This window comes from Chryseobacterium sp. CBTAP 102 (genome assembly GCF_003201365.1).
Lineage (GTDB): Bacteria > Bacteroidota > Bacteroidia > Flavobacteriales > Weeksellaceae > Chryseobacterium > Chryseobacterium candidae.
In genome coordinates, this window is record NZ_QICX01000004.1 from 63253 (window position 1) to 81913 (window position 18661).

17 protein-coding genes are annotated in these 18661 nt (G+C 36.6%); 10 read left to right on the forward strand and 7 right to left on the reverse strand.

Going from position 1 to position 18661, the window contains the following annotated elements:
- Positions 1-110: 110 nt before the first annotated feature.
- Positions 111-1739 carry an NADP-dependent glyceraldehyde-3-phosphate dehydrogenase gene (locus tag C8D70_RS07170; protein WP_110366861.1) on the reverse strand — a complete coding sequence of 543 codons (1629 nt, stop codon included), beginning with the start codon at positions 1737-1739 and terminating at the stop codon, positions 111-113.
- Positions 1740-2046: 307 nt separating this feature from the next.
- Between C8D70_RS07170 and tpx the strand changes: the two genes are divergently transcribed.
- Together tpx and C8D70_RS07180 are read left to right on the forward strand one after the other, a co-directional pair.
- The gene (gene tpx / locus C8D70_RS07175; protein ID WP_181416102.1) at positions 2047-2616 is read left to right on the forward strand and encodes a thiol peroxidase; all 570 of its coding nucleotides are present in this window, start codon (positions 2047-2049) and stop codon (positions 2614-2616) included.
- Positions 2617-3199: 583 nt separating this feature from the next.
- On the forward strand, positions 3200-3577 hold the full coding sequence (locus C8D70_RS07180; protein ID WP_110366863.1) for a helix-turn-helix domain-containing protein: 378 nt from the start codon (positions 3200-3202) through the stop codon (positions 3575-3577).
- A gap of 601 nt (positions 3578-4178) precedes the next feature.
- Here C8D70_RS07180 and C8D70_RS07185 read toward each other — a convergent pair.
- Positions 4179-4889 carry a DUF6261 family protein gene (locus tag C8D70_RS07185; RefSeq protein ID WP_110366864.1) on the reverse strand — a complete coding sequence of 237 codons (711 nt, stop codon included), beginning with the start codon at positions 4887-4889 and terminating at the stop codon, positions 4179-4181.
- Positions 4890-5202: 313 nt separating this feature from the next.
- On the opposite strand from C8D70_RS07185, the gene C8D70_RS07195 reads away from it, so the two are divergent.
- Positions 5203-7005 carry an ATP-dependent nuclease gene (locus C8D70_RS07195; RefSeq protein WP_110366866.1) on the forward strand — a complete coding sequence of 601 codons (1803 nt, stop codon included), beginning with the start codon at positions 5203-5205 and terminating at the stop codon, positions 7003-7005.
- 585 nt (positions 7006-7590) lie between these two features.
- Here the strand turns inward: C8D70_RS07195 and C8D70_RS07200 are convergent.
- Complete coding sequence (locus C8D70_RS07200) at positions 7591-9576, reverse strand: urocanate hydratase (RefSeq protein WP_110366867.1); 1986 nt, start codon at positions 9574-9576, stop codon at positions 7591-7593.
- Between the two features lie 245 nt (positions 9577-9821).
- Here C8D70_RS07200 and C8D70_RS07205 point away from each other — a divergent pair, with 245 nt between their 5' ends.
- Positions 9822-10259: an endonuclease domain-containing protein gene (locus C8D70_RS07205; protein WP_110366868.1), complete on the forward strand. Its 438-nt coding sequence runs from the start codon at positions 9822-9824 to the stop codon at positions 10257-10259.
- Between the two features lie 114 nt (positions 10260-10373).
- Here C8D70_RS07205 and C8D70_RS07210 read toward each other — a convergent pair whose 3' ends face one another.
- The 4 genes from C8D70_RS07210 to C8D70_RS07225 form a co-directional block, all read right to left on the reverse strand.
- Positions 10374-10667 carry a hypothetical protein gene (locus C8D70_RS07210; RefSeq protein ID WP_076597284.1) on the reverse strand — a complete coding sequence of 98 codons (294 nt, stop codon included), beginning with the start codon at positions 10665-10667 and terminating at the stop codon, positions 10374-10376.
- Positions 10668-10803: 136 nt separating this feature from the next.
- A complete protein-coding gene (locus C8D70_RS07215; RefSeq protein WP_110366869.1) occupies positions 10804-10995 on the reverse strand; it encodes a hypothetical protein in 192 nt (63 codons plus the stop codon).
- Between the two features lie 321 nt (positions 10996-11316).
- On the reverse strand, positions 11317-11967 hold the full coding sequence (locus tag C8D70_RS07220) for a protein-L-isoaspartate(D-aspartate) O-methyltransferase (RefSeq protein WP_110366870.1): 651 nt from the start codon (positions 11965-11967) through the stop codon (positions 11317-11319).
- 101 nt (positions 11968-12068) lie between these two features.
- Positions 12069-12716: a hypothetical protein gene (locus tag C8D70_RS07225; RefSeq protein WP_146212862.1), complete on the reverse strand. Its 648-nt coding sequence runs from the start codon at positions 12714-12716 to the stop codon at positions 12069-12071.
- Between the two features lie 134 nt (positions 12717-12850).
- Between C8D70_RS07225 and C8D70_RS07230 the strand changes: the two genes are divergently transcribed.
- From C8D70_RS07230 to C8D70_RS07255, 6 genes are all read left to right on the forward strand, one after another.
- Positions 12851-13813 carry a Gfo/Idh/MocA family protein gene (locus C8D70_RS07230; protein ID WP_076597280.1) on the forward strand — a complete coding sequence of 321 codons (963 nt, stop codon included), beginning with the start codon at positions 12851-12853 and terminating at the stop codon, positions 13811-13813.
- A 285-nt stretch (positions 13814-14098) separates the two neighbouring features.
- The gene (locus C8D70_RS07235; RefSeq protein WP_110366872.1) at positions 14099-14548 is read left to right on the forward strand and encodes a hypothetical protein; all 450 of its coding nucleotides are present in this window, start codon (positions 14099-14101) and stop codon (positions 14546-14548) included.
- Between the two features lie 41 nt (positions 14549-14589).
- Positions 14590-16320: a cellulase family glycosylhydrolase gene (locus C8D70_RS07240; RefSeq protein ID WP_110366873.1), complete on the forward strand. Its 1731-nt coding sequence runs from the start codon at positions 14590-14592 to the stop codon at positions 16318-16320.
- Positions 16321-16388: 68 nt separating this feature from the next.
- Complete coding sequence (gene bla-A / locus C8D70_RS07245) at positions 16389-17267, forward strand: CGA/CIA family class A beta-lactamase (protein ID WP_110366874.1); 879 nt, start codon at positions 16389-16391, stop codon at positions 17265-17267.
- Between the two features lie 31 nt (positions 17268-17298).
- Complete coding sequence (locus tag C8D70_RS07250; RefSeq protein ID WP_110366875.1) at positions 17299-17709, forward strand: hypothetical protein; 411 nt, start codon at positions 17299-17301, stop codon at positions 17707-17709.
- Between the two features lie 10 nt (positions 17710-17719).
- Positions 17720-18616 (forward strand): 3-hydroxybutyryl-CoA dehydrogenase, encoded by an 897-nt coding sequence (locus C8D70_RS07255; RefSeq protein WP_170872097.1) that lies wholly within the window; start codon positions 17720-17722, stop codon positions 18614-18616.
- Positions 18617-18661 lie beyond the last annotated feature (45 nt).

The following is an 18661-nucleotide window of genomic DNA, read 5'->3' on the forward strand; positions in this document are numbered from 1 at the left end:
CTATTATAACACAAAACTCTATTTTCCGGCATTAAGTTAAAAAAGTCCTCAACAAACCAAGGTGTTTGTTGAGGACTTTTATTTTATGTTAAATACAATACCCGTCAGAATCAGAAAATATAATCAGTGCTTAAAAAGTTGGAATCATGTTCTCTGACGATAGTGTTCAGTAACTCTTTGTTTGAATCTGTAAGCTTTGCAGCCACCAGAGACCGGATAGAGAATGAGCGCAGCGCATCAAATACGGAAAGTGTTCCTTCTGCACTGTCTTTTCTTCCGGTGAAAGGAAAGACATCAGGACCTCTCTGCGCCTGGCAATTGATATTGACACGGCTTACAAGGTTTACAAACGGATCAATGAGTCTCGCTACCTCATGCGGATCTTCACTGAAAATACTTACCTGCATCCCATGGGAAGCATTCACCTGATATTCTATAGGTTCTTCTATATCTTCGAACGGAACAACAGGAATTACAGGACCAAACTGCTCTTCATGGTACAGCTTCATATCACGGTTTACAGGATATACTACTGCAGGAAAAACAAAAGACTCATCTGTATAGCCGCCATTTTTATTCAGCACTGCAGCCCCTTTCTGTAAGGCATCATCAATACATTCTTTCAGATAAGCAGGTTTGTTGACTTCCGGAAGTGGTGTTACCTTCACCTCTTTTTCCCATGGCAGCCCGGCCTTCAGCGCAGAGACCGCAGTACTTAATTTCTCTGTAAATGCCAGCGCCACTTCTTTCTGAACGAATATCAGTTTTAATGCTGTACAACGCTGTCCGTTGAAAGAAAGCGCTCCTAAAATACACTCGCTCACCGCTACATCCAGATCTGCATTTTTAGTAACAATGGCTGCATTTTTAGCATCCAGACTCAGAATAGCTCTTAAACGGTTCACTTTCGGATGCAGTTTTTTTAGTCCGTTAGCCACTTTACTTGATCCTATAAAAGCCAGCACATTCACTTTTCCGCTTTCCATAACCGGAGTGATAATTTCTGATCCTTTTCCATATAATGTATTCACAGTTCCTTTCGGGAATGCTTCTCTGAAAGCGTTTAATAAAGGATAATGAGCCAGAACACCATGTTTGGGAAGTTTAAACAAAATAGTATTTCCCATGATCAGAGCAGGAATCAGTGTGGTAAAAATTTCATTCAGAGGATAATTGAATGGTCCCATGCTTAAAACCACACCCAGCGGTGCTCTCCTGATCTGTGCAATGGTTCCCTCAGCCTGTTGAAAGCGGGAAGATTCTCTGTCCAGATCCTTAAGAGCATCAATGGTCTGATTGATATAATCTACAGTACGGTCAAATTCTTTGGTAGAATCGGCCAATGTTTTGCCAATTTCCCACATCAGCAGTCTGATAACCAGATCCCTCTGTTGGATCATCAGATAGACAAATTTCTGCATGCATTTGATTCTTCCTTCCACAGACATGGCAGGCCATTCTCCAAGTCCGTTATCATAGGCTTTTACGCAGGCTTCAAGAACTTCCATAGCCTCGTTCGGACCAATATTCGGGATACTTCCCAGAAGCTTTCTTTCCAATCCGTTTTCTGTGGGGATGCACACCGGAGAATAAATTTCCGTCACATCGCCGTTCCATTCTACCAGTTCCCCATTCAAAAGATAAGTTCTCTGATGGATAACCGGAACTTTATATTCTTCCGGAATTTCGTTTTCTCCTTTAAAAATGTGATGGAATGATGCCGTATTTTCTGAACTCATAAATCTTTCTATTTTTTATGTGATAAATTTGAAATTGTCTCAAAATTTAAATTATTTGACTTTTGTCATTGACTACGTCGAATCTTCGATTTCTGACGAAGGAAGAATCTTTATTGATTTTTATATGAGATTCTTCATTACATTTTATTTCATTCAGAATCACACCTTTGAAACAACTATATTTTGTAAGATAAAGGTAGAAGTAAATTGTGTTGAAAAAAATAATCTGACCATAGATTCGATCTATTTGAATTAAAATTAATCTTAGCTCCTAAAAAAAGAATAATTTAGCTTAAAAATAAATTTCATGTTTTCAAAATTAGTTTGCGGCACACTGCTATTCTTCTCTGCAGTGGGCTTTGCTCAAAAATCTAAAGCAACCAATACTGTTTTAATGGGCGGGAAAGAAGTTCATACTTATGCCAAATTACCGGCACTGAATAAGCCGGCTCCCCAATTTACCCTTACAGATGTGAATATGAATGATCAGACGCTGGACTCCTTCAAAGGAAGATATGTTATTCTGAATATCTTCCCGAGTGTAGACACTGGTGTTTGTTCAGCTTCTGTGCATCATTTCAATGAAGAGGCTGGAAACCTTCCCAATACTGTAGTCCTTTGTATTTCCAAAGATCTGCCTTTTGCCCAGAAAAGATTCTGCGGTGCTGAAGGAATCAAAAATGTGGTAATGCTTTCAGATTTCCGTTCCGATTTTGGTTGGAACTATGGTGTGGAGCTGGTAGATTCTCCAATGAAAGGACTTCTGAGCAGAGCCGTTGTGGTGATAGATCCTTCAGGCAAGATCATTTATGAAGAACAGGTATCGGATATTTCTCAGGAACCGAACTATGAAGCAGCCATTGCGGCGGTGAAATAATAAATTACATTAAAATTTAAATAGTTAAGAATATGAAGAAGAAGACCGATGTTCTTAATGGTTCAAAATAAAAAGAGGTTGTCTCAAAAGTGTCATTCTGAACGAAATGAAATGCAGTGAAGAATCTCATATGTTTGGTTATCAATGAGTTTCTTCCTTCGTCAGAAATCGAAGATTCGACGTAGTCAATGACAAAAGCCAGATTGTTTGACTTTTGAGACAGCCTCTTTTGTATTGTGATCTTTTGTTGGAAACGCAGAGGCGCAAATTGTTATTAAAATAAACGGTCTTATGGCGCAAAGATTTTATCTCCGATAAAATTGAGAACGTTTTATTTCTGCTGAAAATCTTTGATTTTCTTGCGCCTTAAATAGAATACAATATTTTAAAGCCTTGCGCCTTTGCGTTTTCCCAACACAGTCAAAAAACTCTAAAACGCAAAGTTTTAATTAAAAATGAATAACTCAAGGGAGCAAAGAGAGAATCAATCAGGATTGATTGTATGAAGCAAGCGTTTAAAATTTCCAACAAAAAGAAATATTTTTTCCGGTAATATTTTGCATATTTGTAGAAAATACGGGTCATGCAAAAAGAAAAACTACGCAACGTAAGAAAAAGAAAAGGCTTCACACAACAGCAAGTGGCTGATTATATTGCGACTGATGTCTCTAACTACAGCAGAAAAGAAAGCGGAGATGTAAAGATTTTCAATGATGAATGGGACAAAATTGCCCGCTTACTGGAAGTTCCTGTGGAAGAAATTTACGAAGAAGAGGAAGCAAAGCAGATCAATAATTTTGAAAATATTACTGGAAGTAGCGGTTTTGGAAATAACATAAACGGTAATCTTTATTGTAATGTACCTGAATTCCTTCTTGAAAATCAGAGAGATTATATAGAACATCTGAAGAAGGAAAACCAGAGATTACAAGAGGAGCTAAATGCTCTTAAGAAAAAATAAAAACTCAGCGATATGCTGAGTTTTTTTGTATCGCAGTTGGGTTAAACGCTAAGGCGCAAAATGATATTAAAAATTTTCTGTTTTAAGGCGCCAGGATTTTATCTCCGATAAAATTTCAACACTCCGTTTGTCATTCCGAGCAAAGCAAGGAATCTAAATTCTAGTCTCCAGAAACTGTAAGAAAATAACCATTAAGAAAAATAAAACTCAGTTCTGTACTGAGTTTTTTTAATGTTGTAGCTGTTTTGTTGGAAACGCCAAGGCGCAAAATAATTGTAAAGAATACTTTTTAAGACGCTAAGATTTTATCTCCGATAAAATTGAGAACGTTTCATTTTGCTGAAAATCTTTGATTTTCTTGCGCCTTACAATAGAGTACAATACTTTAAAAACCTAGCTTCTTTGCGTTTTCCCAACATAATAAACAAACTTAATTTAAAAATAAATCATTCAAGGAAGCAAAGAGGGAATCAACCAAGATTAATTGTATGAAGCGAACCTTTATAGAATGCTTCATCAGTGGCAAAGCCACAAAACTTTGCTTCCTTTTCCTAAAAAAAATATTTTAAAACTTTGAATCTTTGCGATTTCCAACAAAAAATTATTTCTGTGGTTCAGGATCACTACCCTCTTTCTTCCCTAGTGAAGAATTTTTTGCGGCTTTCACCAGTTCATTGGTATCATTATAAATCAGTTCCCAGCCTGCTACCCCTTTCATCGCTGTAAGCAGATTAAAATACGATTTCAATGTCTTCTCCAGACTTTTACGAATCGCTGTTGCGCTTGCCATCTGGCGAAGATCTGCATTAGCTCCTGCCTGCTCTGCAAACACTATTTCAAAAGCATCCTGCTTTGCTTTCATTTCCGCAAATGCAGTATTCAGAGAAAGCGCTGAAAGTTTCTGTTGATTTTCGGGGGTTTCCAGTTGCTCTATCAGCTTTTTCATTTGGGCGGTTTGGGAAGAATAGCTCAGCCTGTCGAGGTTAAGCCCGAACGTTTTAAAAACCTGATACAGCTCCTCCGCAGTTTGATAATTAGTGGCAGAGGGTAACTTTCTGTAGCCGTTCAGGAAGGCTTTCAAGCTGCTGTAAGCCATATCTCTTTCCTGATCGGCAGTGGCTACGTCCTTCCCCTTTCCGCTGTAGATCTGTTTGGTATAGACCTTATCATACTCTGCATACGAATCCTCTAAATCTATAACAAGGGGATGACTGATGATAACGGGATATTTGCCGGATTGGGCATTGGAAATAATTCTTTGGGCTAAAGTCGCAAGATCTTTAGTACCCAGTTCTGTGAGTGCAATTTTCATTTTTTTGTGTTTTTGGTTTTAATAAATTAACAATCAAATATATAAAAAAGTTGTTTTGTTACAAACATACCTGCGGGAAACCTCCCGACATCTCCGAAGATTTCCCGCAGGTTGCAGGAGACTTCCGGAGATCTCCGGAAGACACAAACATATTTGTTTTTAACAAACGGAGGGCTTGGGTGATTTGTTTTACTATTGTTTTAGAGTTTTGGAGGGATTGGGAGATTGCAAACGGAAAATTTTCAGATTACGGAAAACCGTAGCTGTATGTTATGTTAGATTTCTATATTTGAAAACAATACAAATAATATATATGAAACTCTATTCATTAAAAATTTCAGGGTATAAAAGACTTAAAGAAGTAAATGTAATTTTTGGAGATGCAACATTTCTTATTGGACAAAATAATTGTGGTAAAAGTTCAATTATAAAAGCAATAGATATCTTATTAACTGCAAAAAAACAACTAACAACAGCTGATTTTCATTCAATAATAGATGATGAGACTAATGAAGTAAAAGTTGATACAAATATAATTACTCTTGAAGCTGAATTTAGAAACCTTCCCGATGAAGCTAAAACATGGAGAGGATTTAAAGGTAGAATTTTTAATTATGAGAAATCGGAAGATTCTGAGGAAACGGGCTTATCCGTTATATATAGAAAAACATATGAATTAGGTAAAGATGTCATAATTGAATTTAAATCAAAAGTTAGAAATATAAAAGATATTTATTCTGATTGTAAAAAACCTCAAGATTATATTGATAATGGTCTGTCTCAAGAGACCATTGAAGAGTATTTTCCTGATTTGCAATCAAATATTGGAAAAGGTAAAGCTGCACTAGAGAAATTAGACTTAATTGATGAGATTTGGGATATTTCTGAAGAGGAAACTTGGTTTCAAAATCCAGGTGGAATTCCTGGAAATGTACTTAAGATGTTACCAAGGTTTTTATTAATTCCTGTTGATGTTGGATTACATGAAATTCAAGGTTCTGGCAACGGAGTTCTTAGTACTACACTTGGAGAACTATTTCAAACTGTTAGAGAAAATTCTGAGCATTTTAAAAACGCTCAAGTTCACCTAAATAATCTCGCAAAAGAATTGGATCCGCAAGATGGTGAATCTGAGTTTGGAAAAATGATGAACGAATTAAACATTGTCTTATCCACCGTTTTTCCAGATTCTAAATTATATGCCACTACAAGTCTAAGTGATCCTTCAAGTCTCAAACCGTCCTTCAATGTTGAAATGTCAAGTAATATAAAGACTTCTGTTGATAATCAAGGTACTGGAATGATAAGAGCTGCTGTTTTTGGCATGTTAAGATACAGACAATCATGGTTATCAAAAAAAGAAGATGATCATGCTCGTTCACTAATAGTCTGTTTTGAAGAACCTGAAACATATTTGCATCCAAGCGCTGCGAACCAAATGAGGGAAGCAATTTATGAATTAAGTTCTAATACCTCACAAATAATAGCATCAACACATTCACCATATATCATTGATTTATCACGTAAACCGAAGCAAATATTGAATAGACTTTATAATTGTGGTAATCATGTTGAATGCAATACTTTTAATGTTACTGAAAAATTTAAAGAACTTCAAACAATTGATAAAAATTATGTTAAAATGATAATGAAAATTGACAACTATGTATCAAGAATATTCTTTACTAAAAATGTAATAATTGTTGAGGGGGATACAGAAGATATCTTAATACGCGAAACTTTAAAACTTTTAGATAAAGCTAAATACTTTAAAATTTTATCTGACTTTGAAATTATTAAAGCTCGCGGAAAAGCCGCTATAATTGGCTTAATAAAATATTTAACTTCAATGGGAATAAAACCAATAGTAGTACATGATTTAGACTTAACAGAACCAAATGCAGCAAAATACAATCAACCAATTGCAGACGCTCTAGATGGAAATGGAAGAATTGTTGTAATGACAAATAGTGTTGAAGATGAGTTAGGTTATGAAGCTAATTCTGAAAAGCCATACAAAGCGTATAAAAAAACTTTGGAATGGGATAATAATTGGGATAATTTACCCCCTAATTGGAAAACAAAGATGTTGGAAATTTTTGGTGAATACATATAAAGCTTATCATCTTATTTTCAAATTATAAACTATTATCCCCTATTTTCAAGCAAAATTTTAACCCTAAAATATTAGGAAATCAAAATGGAATTTGAATAAAAATAAAGCTTCCAAATGAACAAATGGAATATGAACTTGTGGATTATCAGGCATAAGCTTTGAAAAATTTCCCAAAGCTTATTTGTTGGGAAATTAAAGTATGGGATTATTGTTGAGATTCTGCGGAATGACAAAAAGGGTGACGATTTCTATGCTGATTGTGCGAATTAAGTATGCACCATTTGTCATTCAGAGCGGAACACAGTGGAGCGTGGAATCTGGATTTTCAAGTAAAAAACCTAGGTTTCTACGGAATGACAGACTGTATGGATATCTACGCGCTCCATTTGTCATTCCAAAGAAATCTAAACTTTTATTGCAATAAGAAACAAAAGAGGCTGTCTCAAAAGTGTCATTCTGAACGAAATGAAATGTAGTGAAGAATCTCATATATTTGGTTATCAAGGAGATTCTTCCTTCGTCAGAATGACAAAAGCCAGATTGTTTGACTTTTGAGACAGCCTCTTCTTTGTATCTAAAATGTTTTTACAGTAAATTTTCATCTACCAAATTCGGAAGTGTTACTTTCAGATTGGGTTCTGCTTCCATTGCTCTTTTAATGGCGAAAACAGCGCCTTCGTTTCTTGCCCAGCTTCTTCTTGAGATTCCGTTGTTCACATCCCAGAAAAGCATAGACTTAAGTCTTCTGTCGGCATCATCGCTTCCATCCAGCAGCATTCCGAAACCTCCGTTGATTACTTCTCCCCAGCCTACTCCACCTCCATTGTGAATGGAAACCCATGTAGCTCCACGGAAACTGTCTCCAATCACATTGTGAATGGCCATATCCGCCGTAAATCTTGATCCGTCATAGATATTGGAAGTTTCTCTGTAAGGAGAATCTGTTCCTGAAACGTCGTGGTGATCTCTACCCAATACCACAGGTCCTATTTCTCCGTTTTTAATAGCTTTGTTGAAGGCCTCCGCAATTTTCATTCTTCCTTCCGCATCTGCATACAGGATTCTTGCCTGCGAACCTACCACCAGTTTATTTTCCTGTGCTCCCTTGATCCACTGGATGTTGTCTTTCATCTGCTGCTGGATCTCTTCCGGAGAGTTTTTAACCATTTCTTCCAACACTGCACAGGCAATATCATCCGTTTTCCGAAGATCTTCCGGCTTTCCGCTGGAACATACCCAACGGAATGGCCCGAAACCATAATCGAAACACATAGGTCCCATAATATCCTGTACATAACTCGGATATTTGAATTCTCTTCCCAATGTTGGATTTTCTGCCATTACATCAGCTCCGGCTCTGGAAGCTTCCAGTAAAAAGGCATTTCCGTAATCGAAGAAATACGTTCCTTTTGCTGTATGTTTATTGATGGCTGCAGCATGTCTTCTCAATGTTTCCTGAACTTTTTCTTTAAATAGTTCAGGGTTTTCAGCCATCATGGTATTGGATTCTTCAAAAGTTTGTCCTGCAGGATAGTAGCCTCCTGCCCAAGGATTGTGAAGTGAAGTCTGATCTGATCCGATGTCGATTCTTACCTCTTCCTGATCAAATTTCTCCCAAACTTCTACAATATTTCCAAGGTAAGCCAAAGACACCGTTTCTTTGTTGGTCTGTGCTTCTCTTACTCTTTTTACCAATGCATCAAGATCTTCATGGATTTCATTCACCCATTTCTGGTCATGGCGGATTTTTGTGATCTTAGGATTCACTTCTGCACATACGGTTACACAGCCCGCGATATTTCCTGCTTTTGGCTGAGCTCCACTCATTCCTCCTAATCCTGAAGTAACGAAAAGGCCTCCTTTCGGTTCTTTTTTGATTTTTCTGAAGGCATTTAATACCGTAATCGTTGTTCCGTGAACAATCCCCTGAGGTCCGATATACATATAACTTCCCGCTGTCATCTGTCCGTATTGGGTAACGCCTAATGCATTGAATTTCTCCCAGTCATCCGGTTTTGAATAGTTCGGGATCATCATACCATTCGTTACAACCACTCTTGGCGCGTCTTTATGAGACGGGAACAATCCCATAGGATGTCCTGAATACATCACCAATGTCTGGTCATTATTCATTTCTGACAGATACTTCATGGTCAGCAGATACTGTGCCCAGTTTGAGAAAACAGCTCCGTTTCCACCATAAGTAATCAGTTCATGAGGGTGCTGTGCTACGGCATAATCCAGGTTATTCTGAATCATCAGCATAATGGCTTTGGCCTGCTCAGACTTTCCGGGATAATCTGTGATAGGTCTTGCCTTCATTTCATAATCCGGACGGAAACGGTACATATAAATCCTACCGTAATCTTCAAGTTCCTGCTTAAATTCAGGAATCAGTTCTGCATGAAACTTGGGATCGAAATAACGTAAAGCATTCTTCAATGCCAGCTTTTTCTCTTCTTCTCCTAAAATTTCTTTACGCTTCGGAGCATGGTTGATATTGGTCTCGTATGGTTTCGGTTGTGGCAGCTGATCAGGAATCCCCTGCCGTATCTGTTCTTGAAATGTCATATTACTATTTAAAGGTCTATGTTTTAAACAATGTTTGAAGTTTTAAAGATATTCAAAATAGGAAATATAGGCAAGAGGGGAAAGGAAGAATGGTTTAAAGTTTAAGCAAAATTACCAAATCTATAAATCAACCACTATTTGATATTAAATACTATATTTGAATAAATGTGCCTCAATTCCCCTCTCTCGGAGGGGTGGATTTTAAAGTGTAAGCTTTAAAAGACGGGGTGGTTAAAAACACAATAATGAAAGAAACCCTCACCTCCATCAACGGAATTCCCATCCGTAGGAATTTCGTTGAGAATCTTCCCTACAATCCCTATTTAAAAGTATTATTAAAAGAAAAGCGTAAAGCCCGGATCTTAGGTGAAGTAATCTTCTGGAAGAAAGTCCGTGCAAAAAAATTTCATACCATTGATTTTGACAGACAAAGGATTATCGGAAATTATATCGTTGATTTTTATGTAAAAACGCTTGGGATCATTATAGAAATAGATGGATCAAGCCATGATGAAAAGCAGATTTATGATGGGATAAGAGAGGAATATCTTGAATCTTTAGGACTTTTGGTTCTCAGAATCAGTGATTTTGATGTAAGAAATAATCTGAGTCTGGTGATGAAGGAATTGGAGGATTTTATTGTGCTTCAATATGGAACCACCCCGTCTTCAAAAATTCTTTAATTTTTGAATCCATCCCTCCTAGAGAGGGGAATTGCCCTTACCCATATGAGTCGTTATTCACCATAAAAAAACCTTACTGAAATTCAATAAGGCTTGTTTTCGTATCGTCAAAATTTAGGTTAAAACATCATCGTTTTCTTCTTCGTGGTCATCTTCATTATCGCTGAGACTCCAGTAATTGTTTTCTTCATCTTCTGCTCCTATTTCTTCCATTTCATCATCGTCCTCAGCTCCGGGGATATCTAAGCCTTTATCTATTTTATCGTCATCAAAATCTTCATTCAGAATAGGATTTCCGTCTCCATCAAGCGGAATATGTTTTTCTTTCTGGAAAATATCTTCATCAGGATTATAATCCATCTGTTCCAGCTTTCTGTTTTGTTCATTAATATTGTCTTCCGGTATCATGATAGTGTTATTTAAGGGTTTACATACTTAAAACAAAAATAATTCCAAGTTATGCTGAATAATCAGAATATACTTCAGGATTTGCACAATGTGGCATTTTCTTATTTTCTTTCTATAGCGATAATACTTCCTTCGGTCATTCCCGCCATCCTGTTTCGGGCTTCAGCAGCAGAAAATCCAAAAAAAGATTCTCCTCAGATATGCGTTCCGGGTGGGCAACATCCAGACCTGTTTCTTTCAGCATTTCAATTCCTGTTTCCGGAATTCTTTTATTGATAAAAACTTTTATTGTTCTGTTATTTAATGATTTTAAATAAAAAAACCTCACTCGCAAAAAGTAAGGTTATTGAACTTTAATATTAAAAAAATTATCTCTTTTCATCTGAATGTTTGATTCAAGATCTATTTATTTTTTGTGATGGTAATTTATACAGAGGGCTTTAATTCCATCAATTTTCATTCCGAAATGGATTAAAAGATTTTAAATTTTGATTAAAACAGATGAATTTTATATTTGAAAACAGGTTCTCTAAAAGTCAAATTATCTGGCTTTTGCCGTTCTGACTGAGAAAGAATCTCATACTGCTTAGTCAATAAGATTCTTCATTACATTGCATTCAGAATGACACACTCTTTAGAAATCTTCTTACTATTGATTCGTATTACCAAGCATCGGAACAAATTTATACGCTCCAAATTCTTCTTTTTCAAATTCTGTAGGGCCTACTTTGGTAAATCTGTATAAAACCTGCTCATCCGTTGGTCCTAATGGAATCACCATTATTCCCCCTATATTCAGCTGTTTTAAAAGTTCTGTAGGCAGTGTGGAAGCACCACAGGTTACGATGATTTTATCGAAAGGAGCAAAAGTGGGAAGACCCGCAAAACCATCTCCAAAACTCTGAAATTTTGGAAACAGATGAAGTTCTCTGAGTTTCTTTTTGGAAAAATCAAACAGATCTTTCTGCCTTTCTACAGTATATACATGAGCTTTCATCGCCATTAAAACGGCAGTCTGGTATCCGCATCCTGTTCCGATTTCCAATACTTTTTCACCTGGTTTTACCTTCAGCAGTTCAGACTGTTCCGCTACCGTGGAAGGATGGGAAATAGTCTGGTGTGCCAGAATAGGAAATGCTCTGTCTTCATAGGCAAAATCTTCAAAAATACTTTCGATAAAAAGGTGTCTCGGAACTTCACTCATTGCCGAAAGTACATTTTCGTCTGAAATTCCAATCCTGTTTCGAAGATACTCAACTAAAATCTTTCTTTTTCCTTTATGTACAAACGAATCCTGCATTTGACAAAAGTAAGAAATTAGAAATTAGATTTCAGAAATTGCAGCAAAGAATTATCCACAAAAAATAAGCAATCAAAAAATGACAGCTTTATACTTGTTACTTAATTCCATTTTATAGGATAAGGTCCGTAAAACGCGCTAAAGGTATTATCAGCACATCTCTTTCTGACAAAAAAGTTGTAGGTCTGGGTTTTACTTAATCCCGTGTAGACGGCTTTTTGGCCTGTCATTGCTAATTGTCCACTCGCAGGTGGCGCAGAACTTATCGTCAAAACAGTTTCATAAGCAGAAACGCCATCGTTATCCCAGGATACCGCAGCATCAAAAGTAGAAGAAAGCGCGGAGGAAGTTGTTTTGGTATAAGTTGCATACGCTGGCTGTACACAAGTTGTCGTATTACCCGCCAAAACAGTAATAGGTCCCGCCCAGTTACTTCGTCCATTGTCTATTCCACAATTTTTCCTCACATAAAGATCATATTTATTATTCTGATAGAGCGGGAGGCTATAGGAATTTTTGTAGGTAACCACTGTAGTTCCCTTTCCCAAAGTGAAACCTTGCTCTCCATACTGCACTTCATAATACCCTTCGCCCATGGTGTTCATATTCCAGGAAAGGGTGTTGCTTACTTTTTCAAATGTCAAATTTGTGGGTGTTCCACATTGAGCCTGCGGGTCATACGGACTATCTCCTATACATGCTGCAGTAGATAATCCAGCCATAAGTACAATCGAAATTATTCTTTTCATCGTTATTTTTCAGACCGTTAATTTACTGTAATTTCTTTAATGAATGGATGCCTTTAATCTAGTGCATTTCCAAGTAAAAAGTCATGTATTTTATAAATGTACATTCACTATATTTACAAAAATTTAATACAGCTATGTTAAAAGCAGGTTTGGTAGGTGCCGGACACTTGGGAAAAATACATTTAAAACTTCTTAATCAGTCAGATAGATATGAATTTGTAGGTTTTCATGATAAAGATGTTGAAAACGGAAAGAAATTAGAAGCCGAATTCGGATATCAGTATTTTGAAAATTTTGATGAATTGCTTGAACAGATTGACATGCTTGATATTGTCACTCCAACTGTTTATCATTATGACTATGCTTTAAAAGCCATTGATAAAGGCCTTCATTTCTTTATTGAAAAACCGGTAACCCAGACTCTTGAACAGGCAGAAGAAATTCTTCGTTTGTGCCAGGAAAAAGGAATCAAAGCACAGGTAGGGCACGTTGAAAGATACAATCCGGCTTTTATTGCCACCAAGGAATATATCAGCAATCCGATGTTTATTGAAATCCACAGACTGGCAGAATTTAATCCACGTGGTACGGATGTTTCCGTAGTATTGGATCTTATGATTCACGATCTTGATATTTTATTAAGTATTGCTAAATCTAAAGTGAAAAATATTCACGCAAGCGGCGTTTGCGTAGTAAGCAAAACTCCGGATATTGCCAATGCGAGAATAGAGTTTGAAAACGGATGCGTTGCCAATCTTACGACTTCCAGAATTTCTATGAAGGCGATGAGAAAAAGCAGATTCTTTCAGAAAGATGCTTATATTTCCGTTGATTTCCTTGAGAAAAAGGCTGAAGTAATCAGGATGAAGGATGCTCCTGAAAGCCCTACTCCATTTGATATGATTATTGAAAATGCAGAGGGAGAGAAGAACCAGATTCTGTTTGAATATCCGAATATCCAGCCTAACAATGCTATTCTGGACGAATTAAATTCTTTCGCTGATGCGATTACTGGCGACAAAAATGTAGAAGTTTCTCTTGAAGACGGAACTGAAGCGTTGAAGGTGGCTTTAGAGATTATGAAACTGATCAATTAACATGAAAATAAAGTCTGCACTATTTTTGGCAGCAATCACAATGCTATCTTGTAATCAAAAAAAAATGGTTATAAGATAGATTGTGATGATCAAAAAAAGCAGGCACAAAATGATTTCAATTATAAAAAGTATACCTGGACCAATTTTTCAGGCTTAGGCTATGATTATCTGGGTGAAAAGGAATTTATAGAGCTTCTGAACAAGAATCATATAAAAACGCAGCAAATTCCCATATCTTGCGTAAGATTTCCGAATGATCAGTATGAAAACTGCCGGGAAATCGAGATGAACAGACTTATTTTAGAAAGATTTGGAAAGAAATTTATAGACTCATTGCGTTTTACGGCGAAACAATTATTTATAAAAAATAATCCCGATGAAATATTTTCATATGAACAATGCGATAATATTTCGCGCTATCCTAACTCAACCACAGACAATCAGTTTAAAAAGCTGCAAACCGATTACCTAAAAAAATTTCCTACTCCCCAAGGATATAGTACAAAAAAGGAAAAGTTTTATTCCTATACTTCAGCTTCTTTTATTATTACTAAAAACGGAGAAATTAAGGATTTATCAGTAAAAAGTGAATTTCAAAACAAAAAAAACAATATATTTGAAAAACAATTCAATAAACAATTGAAAGATTTTGTTTTACATACACAATGGATTCCTGGCAGAATAAATGGTCTGAATGTAGACTCTTTCTATGATGCCAACATTCAGTATGACTAATTTCTAAAAAATTCCTATTATTTTAAATCATCGAAACTACTATGAAAAGAGCCGTTCTATTATCCGCATTTTTATTGTCTCAATTTGGGACATCACAATTACTGAAGACTTCGGGACAGAAAATCGTTAATGATAAAGGTGAAGATATTCAGTTGAAAGGCCTTGGGCTGGGTGGCTGGATGCTTCAGGAAGGATATATGCTGAAAACTGCTGATTTTGCTGGTCCTCAGTATAAGATTAAGGAAAAGATTGCCGAATTAATTGGTGAAGACGGAATGAATGAGTTCTACAAAGCTTATCTGAAAAACGGAATCACAAAGCAGGATATCGACTTTCTGGCCAAAGCAGGATTCAATTCTATAAGATTGCCGATGCATTACAATCTTTATACCCTTCCTATTGAAAAAGAGCCTGTAAAAGGAAAAGATACGTGGCTGGAGGAAGGTTTTAAAATGACAGATGATCTTCTTCAATGGTGCACCGATAACAAAATATATTTGATTCTGGATCTTCATGCCGCTCCCGGAGGTCAGGGAAATGATGCGAACATCTCTGATAACGATAAATCCAAGCCTTCACTTTGGGCCAACGAAGAGAATCAGAGAAAAACTGTAGCGCTGTGGAAAAAACTGGCGGAAAGGTATAAAGACAATCCATGGATTGGAGGGTATGATCTTATTAATGAACCTAATATTAATTTCACAGGAAAGAACCCCAATGGTACGGATGAAATGTCCAATGCTCCGCTCTGGAAGCTCCAGAAAGACATTACGGCAGCCATCAGAGAGGTTGATAAAAAGCATATTATTTTCATTGAAGGAAACGGATGGGGAAACAATTATAACGGACTTCCGGCTATCTGGGATAATAATATGGCTTTCAGCTTTCATAAATACTGGAATTACAATGATGATCAAACCCTTCAATTTGCCCTTGATCTCAGAGAGAAGCACAATATGCCGATCTGGCTTGGGGAAACCGGCGAGAATTCCAATGTATGGTTCACTGAGCTTATTCAGCTTTTGGACAAACACAATATAGGGTATGCCTTCTGGCCGATGAAAAAGATTGATAATATTGCAGGAGTTACCAATGTAAAAATCACGCCTGAATATGAAAAATTATTGGATTACTGGAAAAACGGAGGTGAAAAGCCTTCTAAAGAGTATGCTAAAAAAGCTTTACTACAGATTGCAGACAACTATAAACTAAACAACACTGAGATTAAAAGAGATGTGATTGATGCCATGTTCAGGCAGATTACAGATGCTACTACAAAACCGTTCAGAAACCATCAGGCTCCGGGAAGAATATACGCTTCGGAATATGATCTGGGAAGAATGGGCTCTGCCTATCTTGATAAGGATTTCATCAATCTTTGGGTAAGTGATCCGGCTAAAAGATCGGAATGGAACTCCGGACAGCAGATGAGAAATGATGGGGTGGATATTTATAAATGTAATGATAAAGTTACCAATCAGTATTATGTAGGAAAAACAGAAACCGGAGAATGGCTTCAGTACACGGTTCAGTCCAAAGGAGACAGAAATTATGCAGCAGACATCAGATATTCGGCGGCTAATCCTTCTAAAATAAGAATTGAAACAGCTTCCGGAAAAGTTTTAGCGACGGTTTCACTTGCATCAACAGGAGGAAATGAAAACTGGAAAACGGTTTCAGCCCAAAATATCATCTTACAGAAAGGAGAAAACAAAATCAGAATTGTCTTCGAAAATGATGGGGCGAACCTTAATTATTTTGAGTTGAAATAACAGGAATTTATCTTAAATTGCAAATCCCTTTTAGGCTTCTAAAAGGGATTTATTTTAACTGCATTTCTATGAAAAAAATAACATTTGTTCTTCTTTTGGTTTCGGCATTTGCTTCTGCTCAGAAATCAGCTCTGGATCAAAAAATAAATTCAATAATAAAGGATAAAAAAGCTACCGTAGGAGTATCTGTTCTGAGTTTTGAAAGTAATTTTAAATACAGCAAAAACGGTGATAAAAAACTCCCTTTGCTGAGTGTATTCAAATTCCACCTGGCCAGTACTGTGCTGGATATGGCAGACAAAGGCAAATTTTCAACAGATCAGAAATTTTTAATAAAAAAATCCGACTTACTTGAAAATACGTGGTCTCCTTTACGCGAAAAATATCCGGAAGGGAATATTGAGCTTTCTTTAGGAGAAATTATTAAGTATACAGTAGCTCAGAGTGATAATAACACTTGTGATTTTCTTTTAAGACTTATAGGAGGCCCCAAGGTTGTTCAGCAATTTATGGATTCTAAAGGGGTGAAAGACCTTCAAATTAAGTATACTGAGGATGATATGCATAAAGACTGGAAAAATCAATATGGAAATGAAAGCAGCACCAACTCCACTGTAGTACTTTTAAAAAAATTCTATGACGGAAAATTACTTTCCAAGAAATCCACAGATTTCTTAATGCAAATTATGCTCGCTACCACAACAGGAACTAATAAAATTGTGGAACAGCTGCCCAAAAGAACACCTGTTGCCCATAAAAAAGGCTCTTCCGGAAAGCCCGATAACATTCTTACAGTAGCAGAAAACGATATGGGAATCATTACTCTACCCAACGGAAAACATTACGCAATTGCCATATTTGTAAGCAATTCCACAGAAACAGAAAGGGTAAATACGAGAATGGTTTCCGATATTTCGAAGATCGTTTGGGATAATTTTAATAAATAAAATATTAAGCTTATTTTTAAAGCGATTTAACATGAAAAAAATAATAATAACAACGGCTCTATTCGCTTTCACATTCTTTTACGCTCAGAAGAATCAGAATTATTTAGAGATCAGCTACGGAAGCGTATGCTGTGGCCCTGCATCTGATAAACCTGTGATGAGCTTTCTGAAAGAATTTAAGAATAAAAGCCAGATAAAAAGCATGGAAGTCCTGATCCAAAAAGGCATGGGAAGAGAAGGCGAATTTACGTTATACGTTGGCACAGACTTCCTCACAAAAAATCAGAAAAAACGATTGATAAGAGGATTAACGGCTACTGTTTCCAACCAGAACAACAGTAAAAAAAGTCAGAGTATAGGAAATGTTACTTTTGATTCAACAGCTGTTGTCACACAATCTGACCTTACGGAGGTAAAAAATTTAACTATCTATAAAAAATAAAGGAAAAATGATCAAAAACATTGTAGTTATCGGAGCGGGAACCATGGGGAATGGTATTGCACATACTTTCGCACAGAGCGGTTTTAAAGTAAATCTTGTAGATGTATCCCAGGAAGCTTTGGACAGAGGTTTAAAAACCATTACTACCAATCTTGACAGAATCATTGCAAAAGGAAATCTTACAGAGGAGCAAAAAGCTGAAACTTTAGGCAACATCACTACTTTCACAGCATTGAACGATGCTGCGGGATCTGCTGATCTTATTGTAGAAGCTGCTACAGAAAACCTTGATCTTAAACTGAAGATCTTCGGTCAGATGGATGAGCTGGCTCCTGCCAACTGTATCCTTGCAACCAATACTTCTTCTATTTCTATCACAAAAATTGCTGCGGCTACCAAAAGAGCTGATAAAGTAATCGGTATGCACTTCATGAACCCGGTTCCTATTATGAAACTGGTAGAAATCATCAAAGGATATTCTACGTCTAAAGAGACTTTTGATGCCATTTATGAAATGAGTAAAACCTTGGGTAAAGTTCCTGTAGAGGTGAATGACTATCCTGGTTTTGTGGCGAACAGAATTTTAATGCCAATGATTAACGAATCTATCGAGACACTTTACAACGGAGTGGCTGGTGTAGAAGAAATTGATACGGTAATGAAACTGGGGATGGCTCACCCGATGGGTCCGCTTCAGCTGGCAGACTTTATTGGTCTTGATGTATGTCTTGCTATTCTGAACGTTATGTATGACGGTTTCAAAAATCCTAAGTACGCTCCGAACCCCTTGCTTGTCAATATGGTGACAGCCGGAAAACTGGGTGTAAAATCAGGAGAAGGGTTCTATGATTATTCTGAAAGCAAAAAAGCTGAAAAAGTTTCAAAAATGTTTTTGAAGTCATCTTAAATCAATAATTTTAATTATCTTTGAGAAAGTTAAAACATTAAAAAA

Coding starts and splice junctions, on each gene's coding strand:
- C8D70_RS07170 (WP_110366861.1), bottom strand. CDS start 1,739: ATGAGTTCAGAAAATACGGCATCATTCCATCACATTTTTAAAGGAGAA.
- tpx (WP_181416102.1), top strand. CDS start 2,047: ATGTTTTCAAAATTAGTTTGCGGCACACTGCTATTCTTCTCTGCAGTG.
- C8D70_RS07180 (WP_110366863.1), top strand. CDS start 3,200: ATGCAAAAAGAAAAACTACGCAACGTAAGAAAAAGAAAAGGCTTCACA.
- C8D70_RS07185 (WP_110366864.1), bottom strand. CDS start 4,889: ATGAAAATTGCACTCACAGAACTGGGTACTAAAGATCTTGCGACTTTA.
- C8D70_RS07195 (WP_110366866.1), top strand. CDS start 5,203: ATGAAACTCTATTCATTAAAAATTTCAGGGTATAAAAGACTTAAAGAA.
- C8D70_RS07200 (WP_110366867.1), bottom strand. CDS start 9,576: ATGACATTTCAAGAACAGATACGGCAGGGGATTCCTGATCAGCTGCCA.
- C8D70_RS07205 (WP_110366868.1), top strand. CDS start 9,822: ATGAAAGAAACCCTCACCTCCATCAACGGAATTCCCATCCGTAGGAAT.
- C8D70_RS07210 (WP_076597284.1), bottom strand. CDS start 10,667: ATGATACCGGAAGACAATATTAATGAACAAAACAGAAAGCTGGAACAG.
- C8D70_RS07220 (WP_110366870.1), bottom strand. CDS start 11,967: ATGCAGGATTCGTTTGTACATAAAGGAAAAAGAAAGATTTTAGTTGAG.
- C8D70_RS07225 (WP_146212862.1), bottom strand. CDS start 12,716: ATGAAAAGAATAATTTCGATTGTACTTATGGCTGGATTATCTACTGCA.
- C8D70_RS07230 (WP_076597280.1), top strand. CDS start 12,851: ATGTTAAAAGCAGGTTTGGTAGGTGCCGGACACTTGGGAAAAATACAT.
- C8D70_RS07235 (WP_110366872.1), top strand. CDS start 14,099: ATGAACAGACTTATTTTAGAAAGATTTGGAAAGAAATTTATAGACTCA.
- C8D70_RS07240 (WP_110366873.1), top strand. CDS start 14,590: ATGAAAAGAGCCGTTCTATTATCCGCATTTTTATTGTCTCAATTTGGG.
- bla-A (WP_110366874.1), top strand. CDS start 16,389: ATGAAAAAAATAACATTTGTTCTTCTTTTGGTTTCGGCATTTGCTTCT.
- C8D70_RS07250 (WP_110366875.1), top strand. CDS start 17,299: ATGAAAAAAATAATAATAACAACGGCTCTATTCGCTTTCACATTCTTT.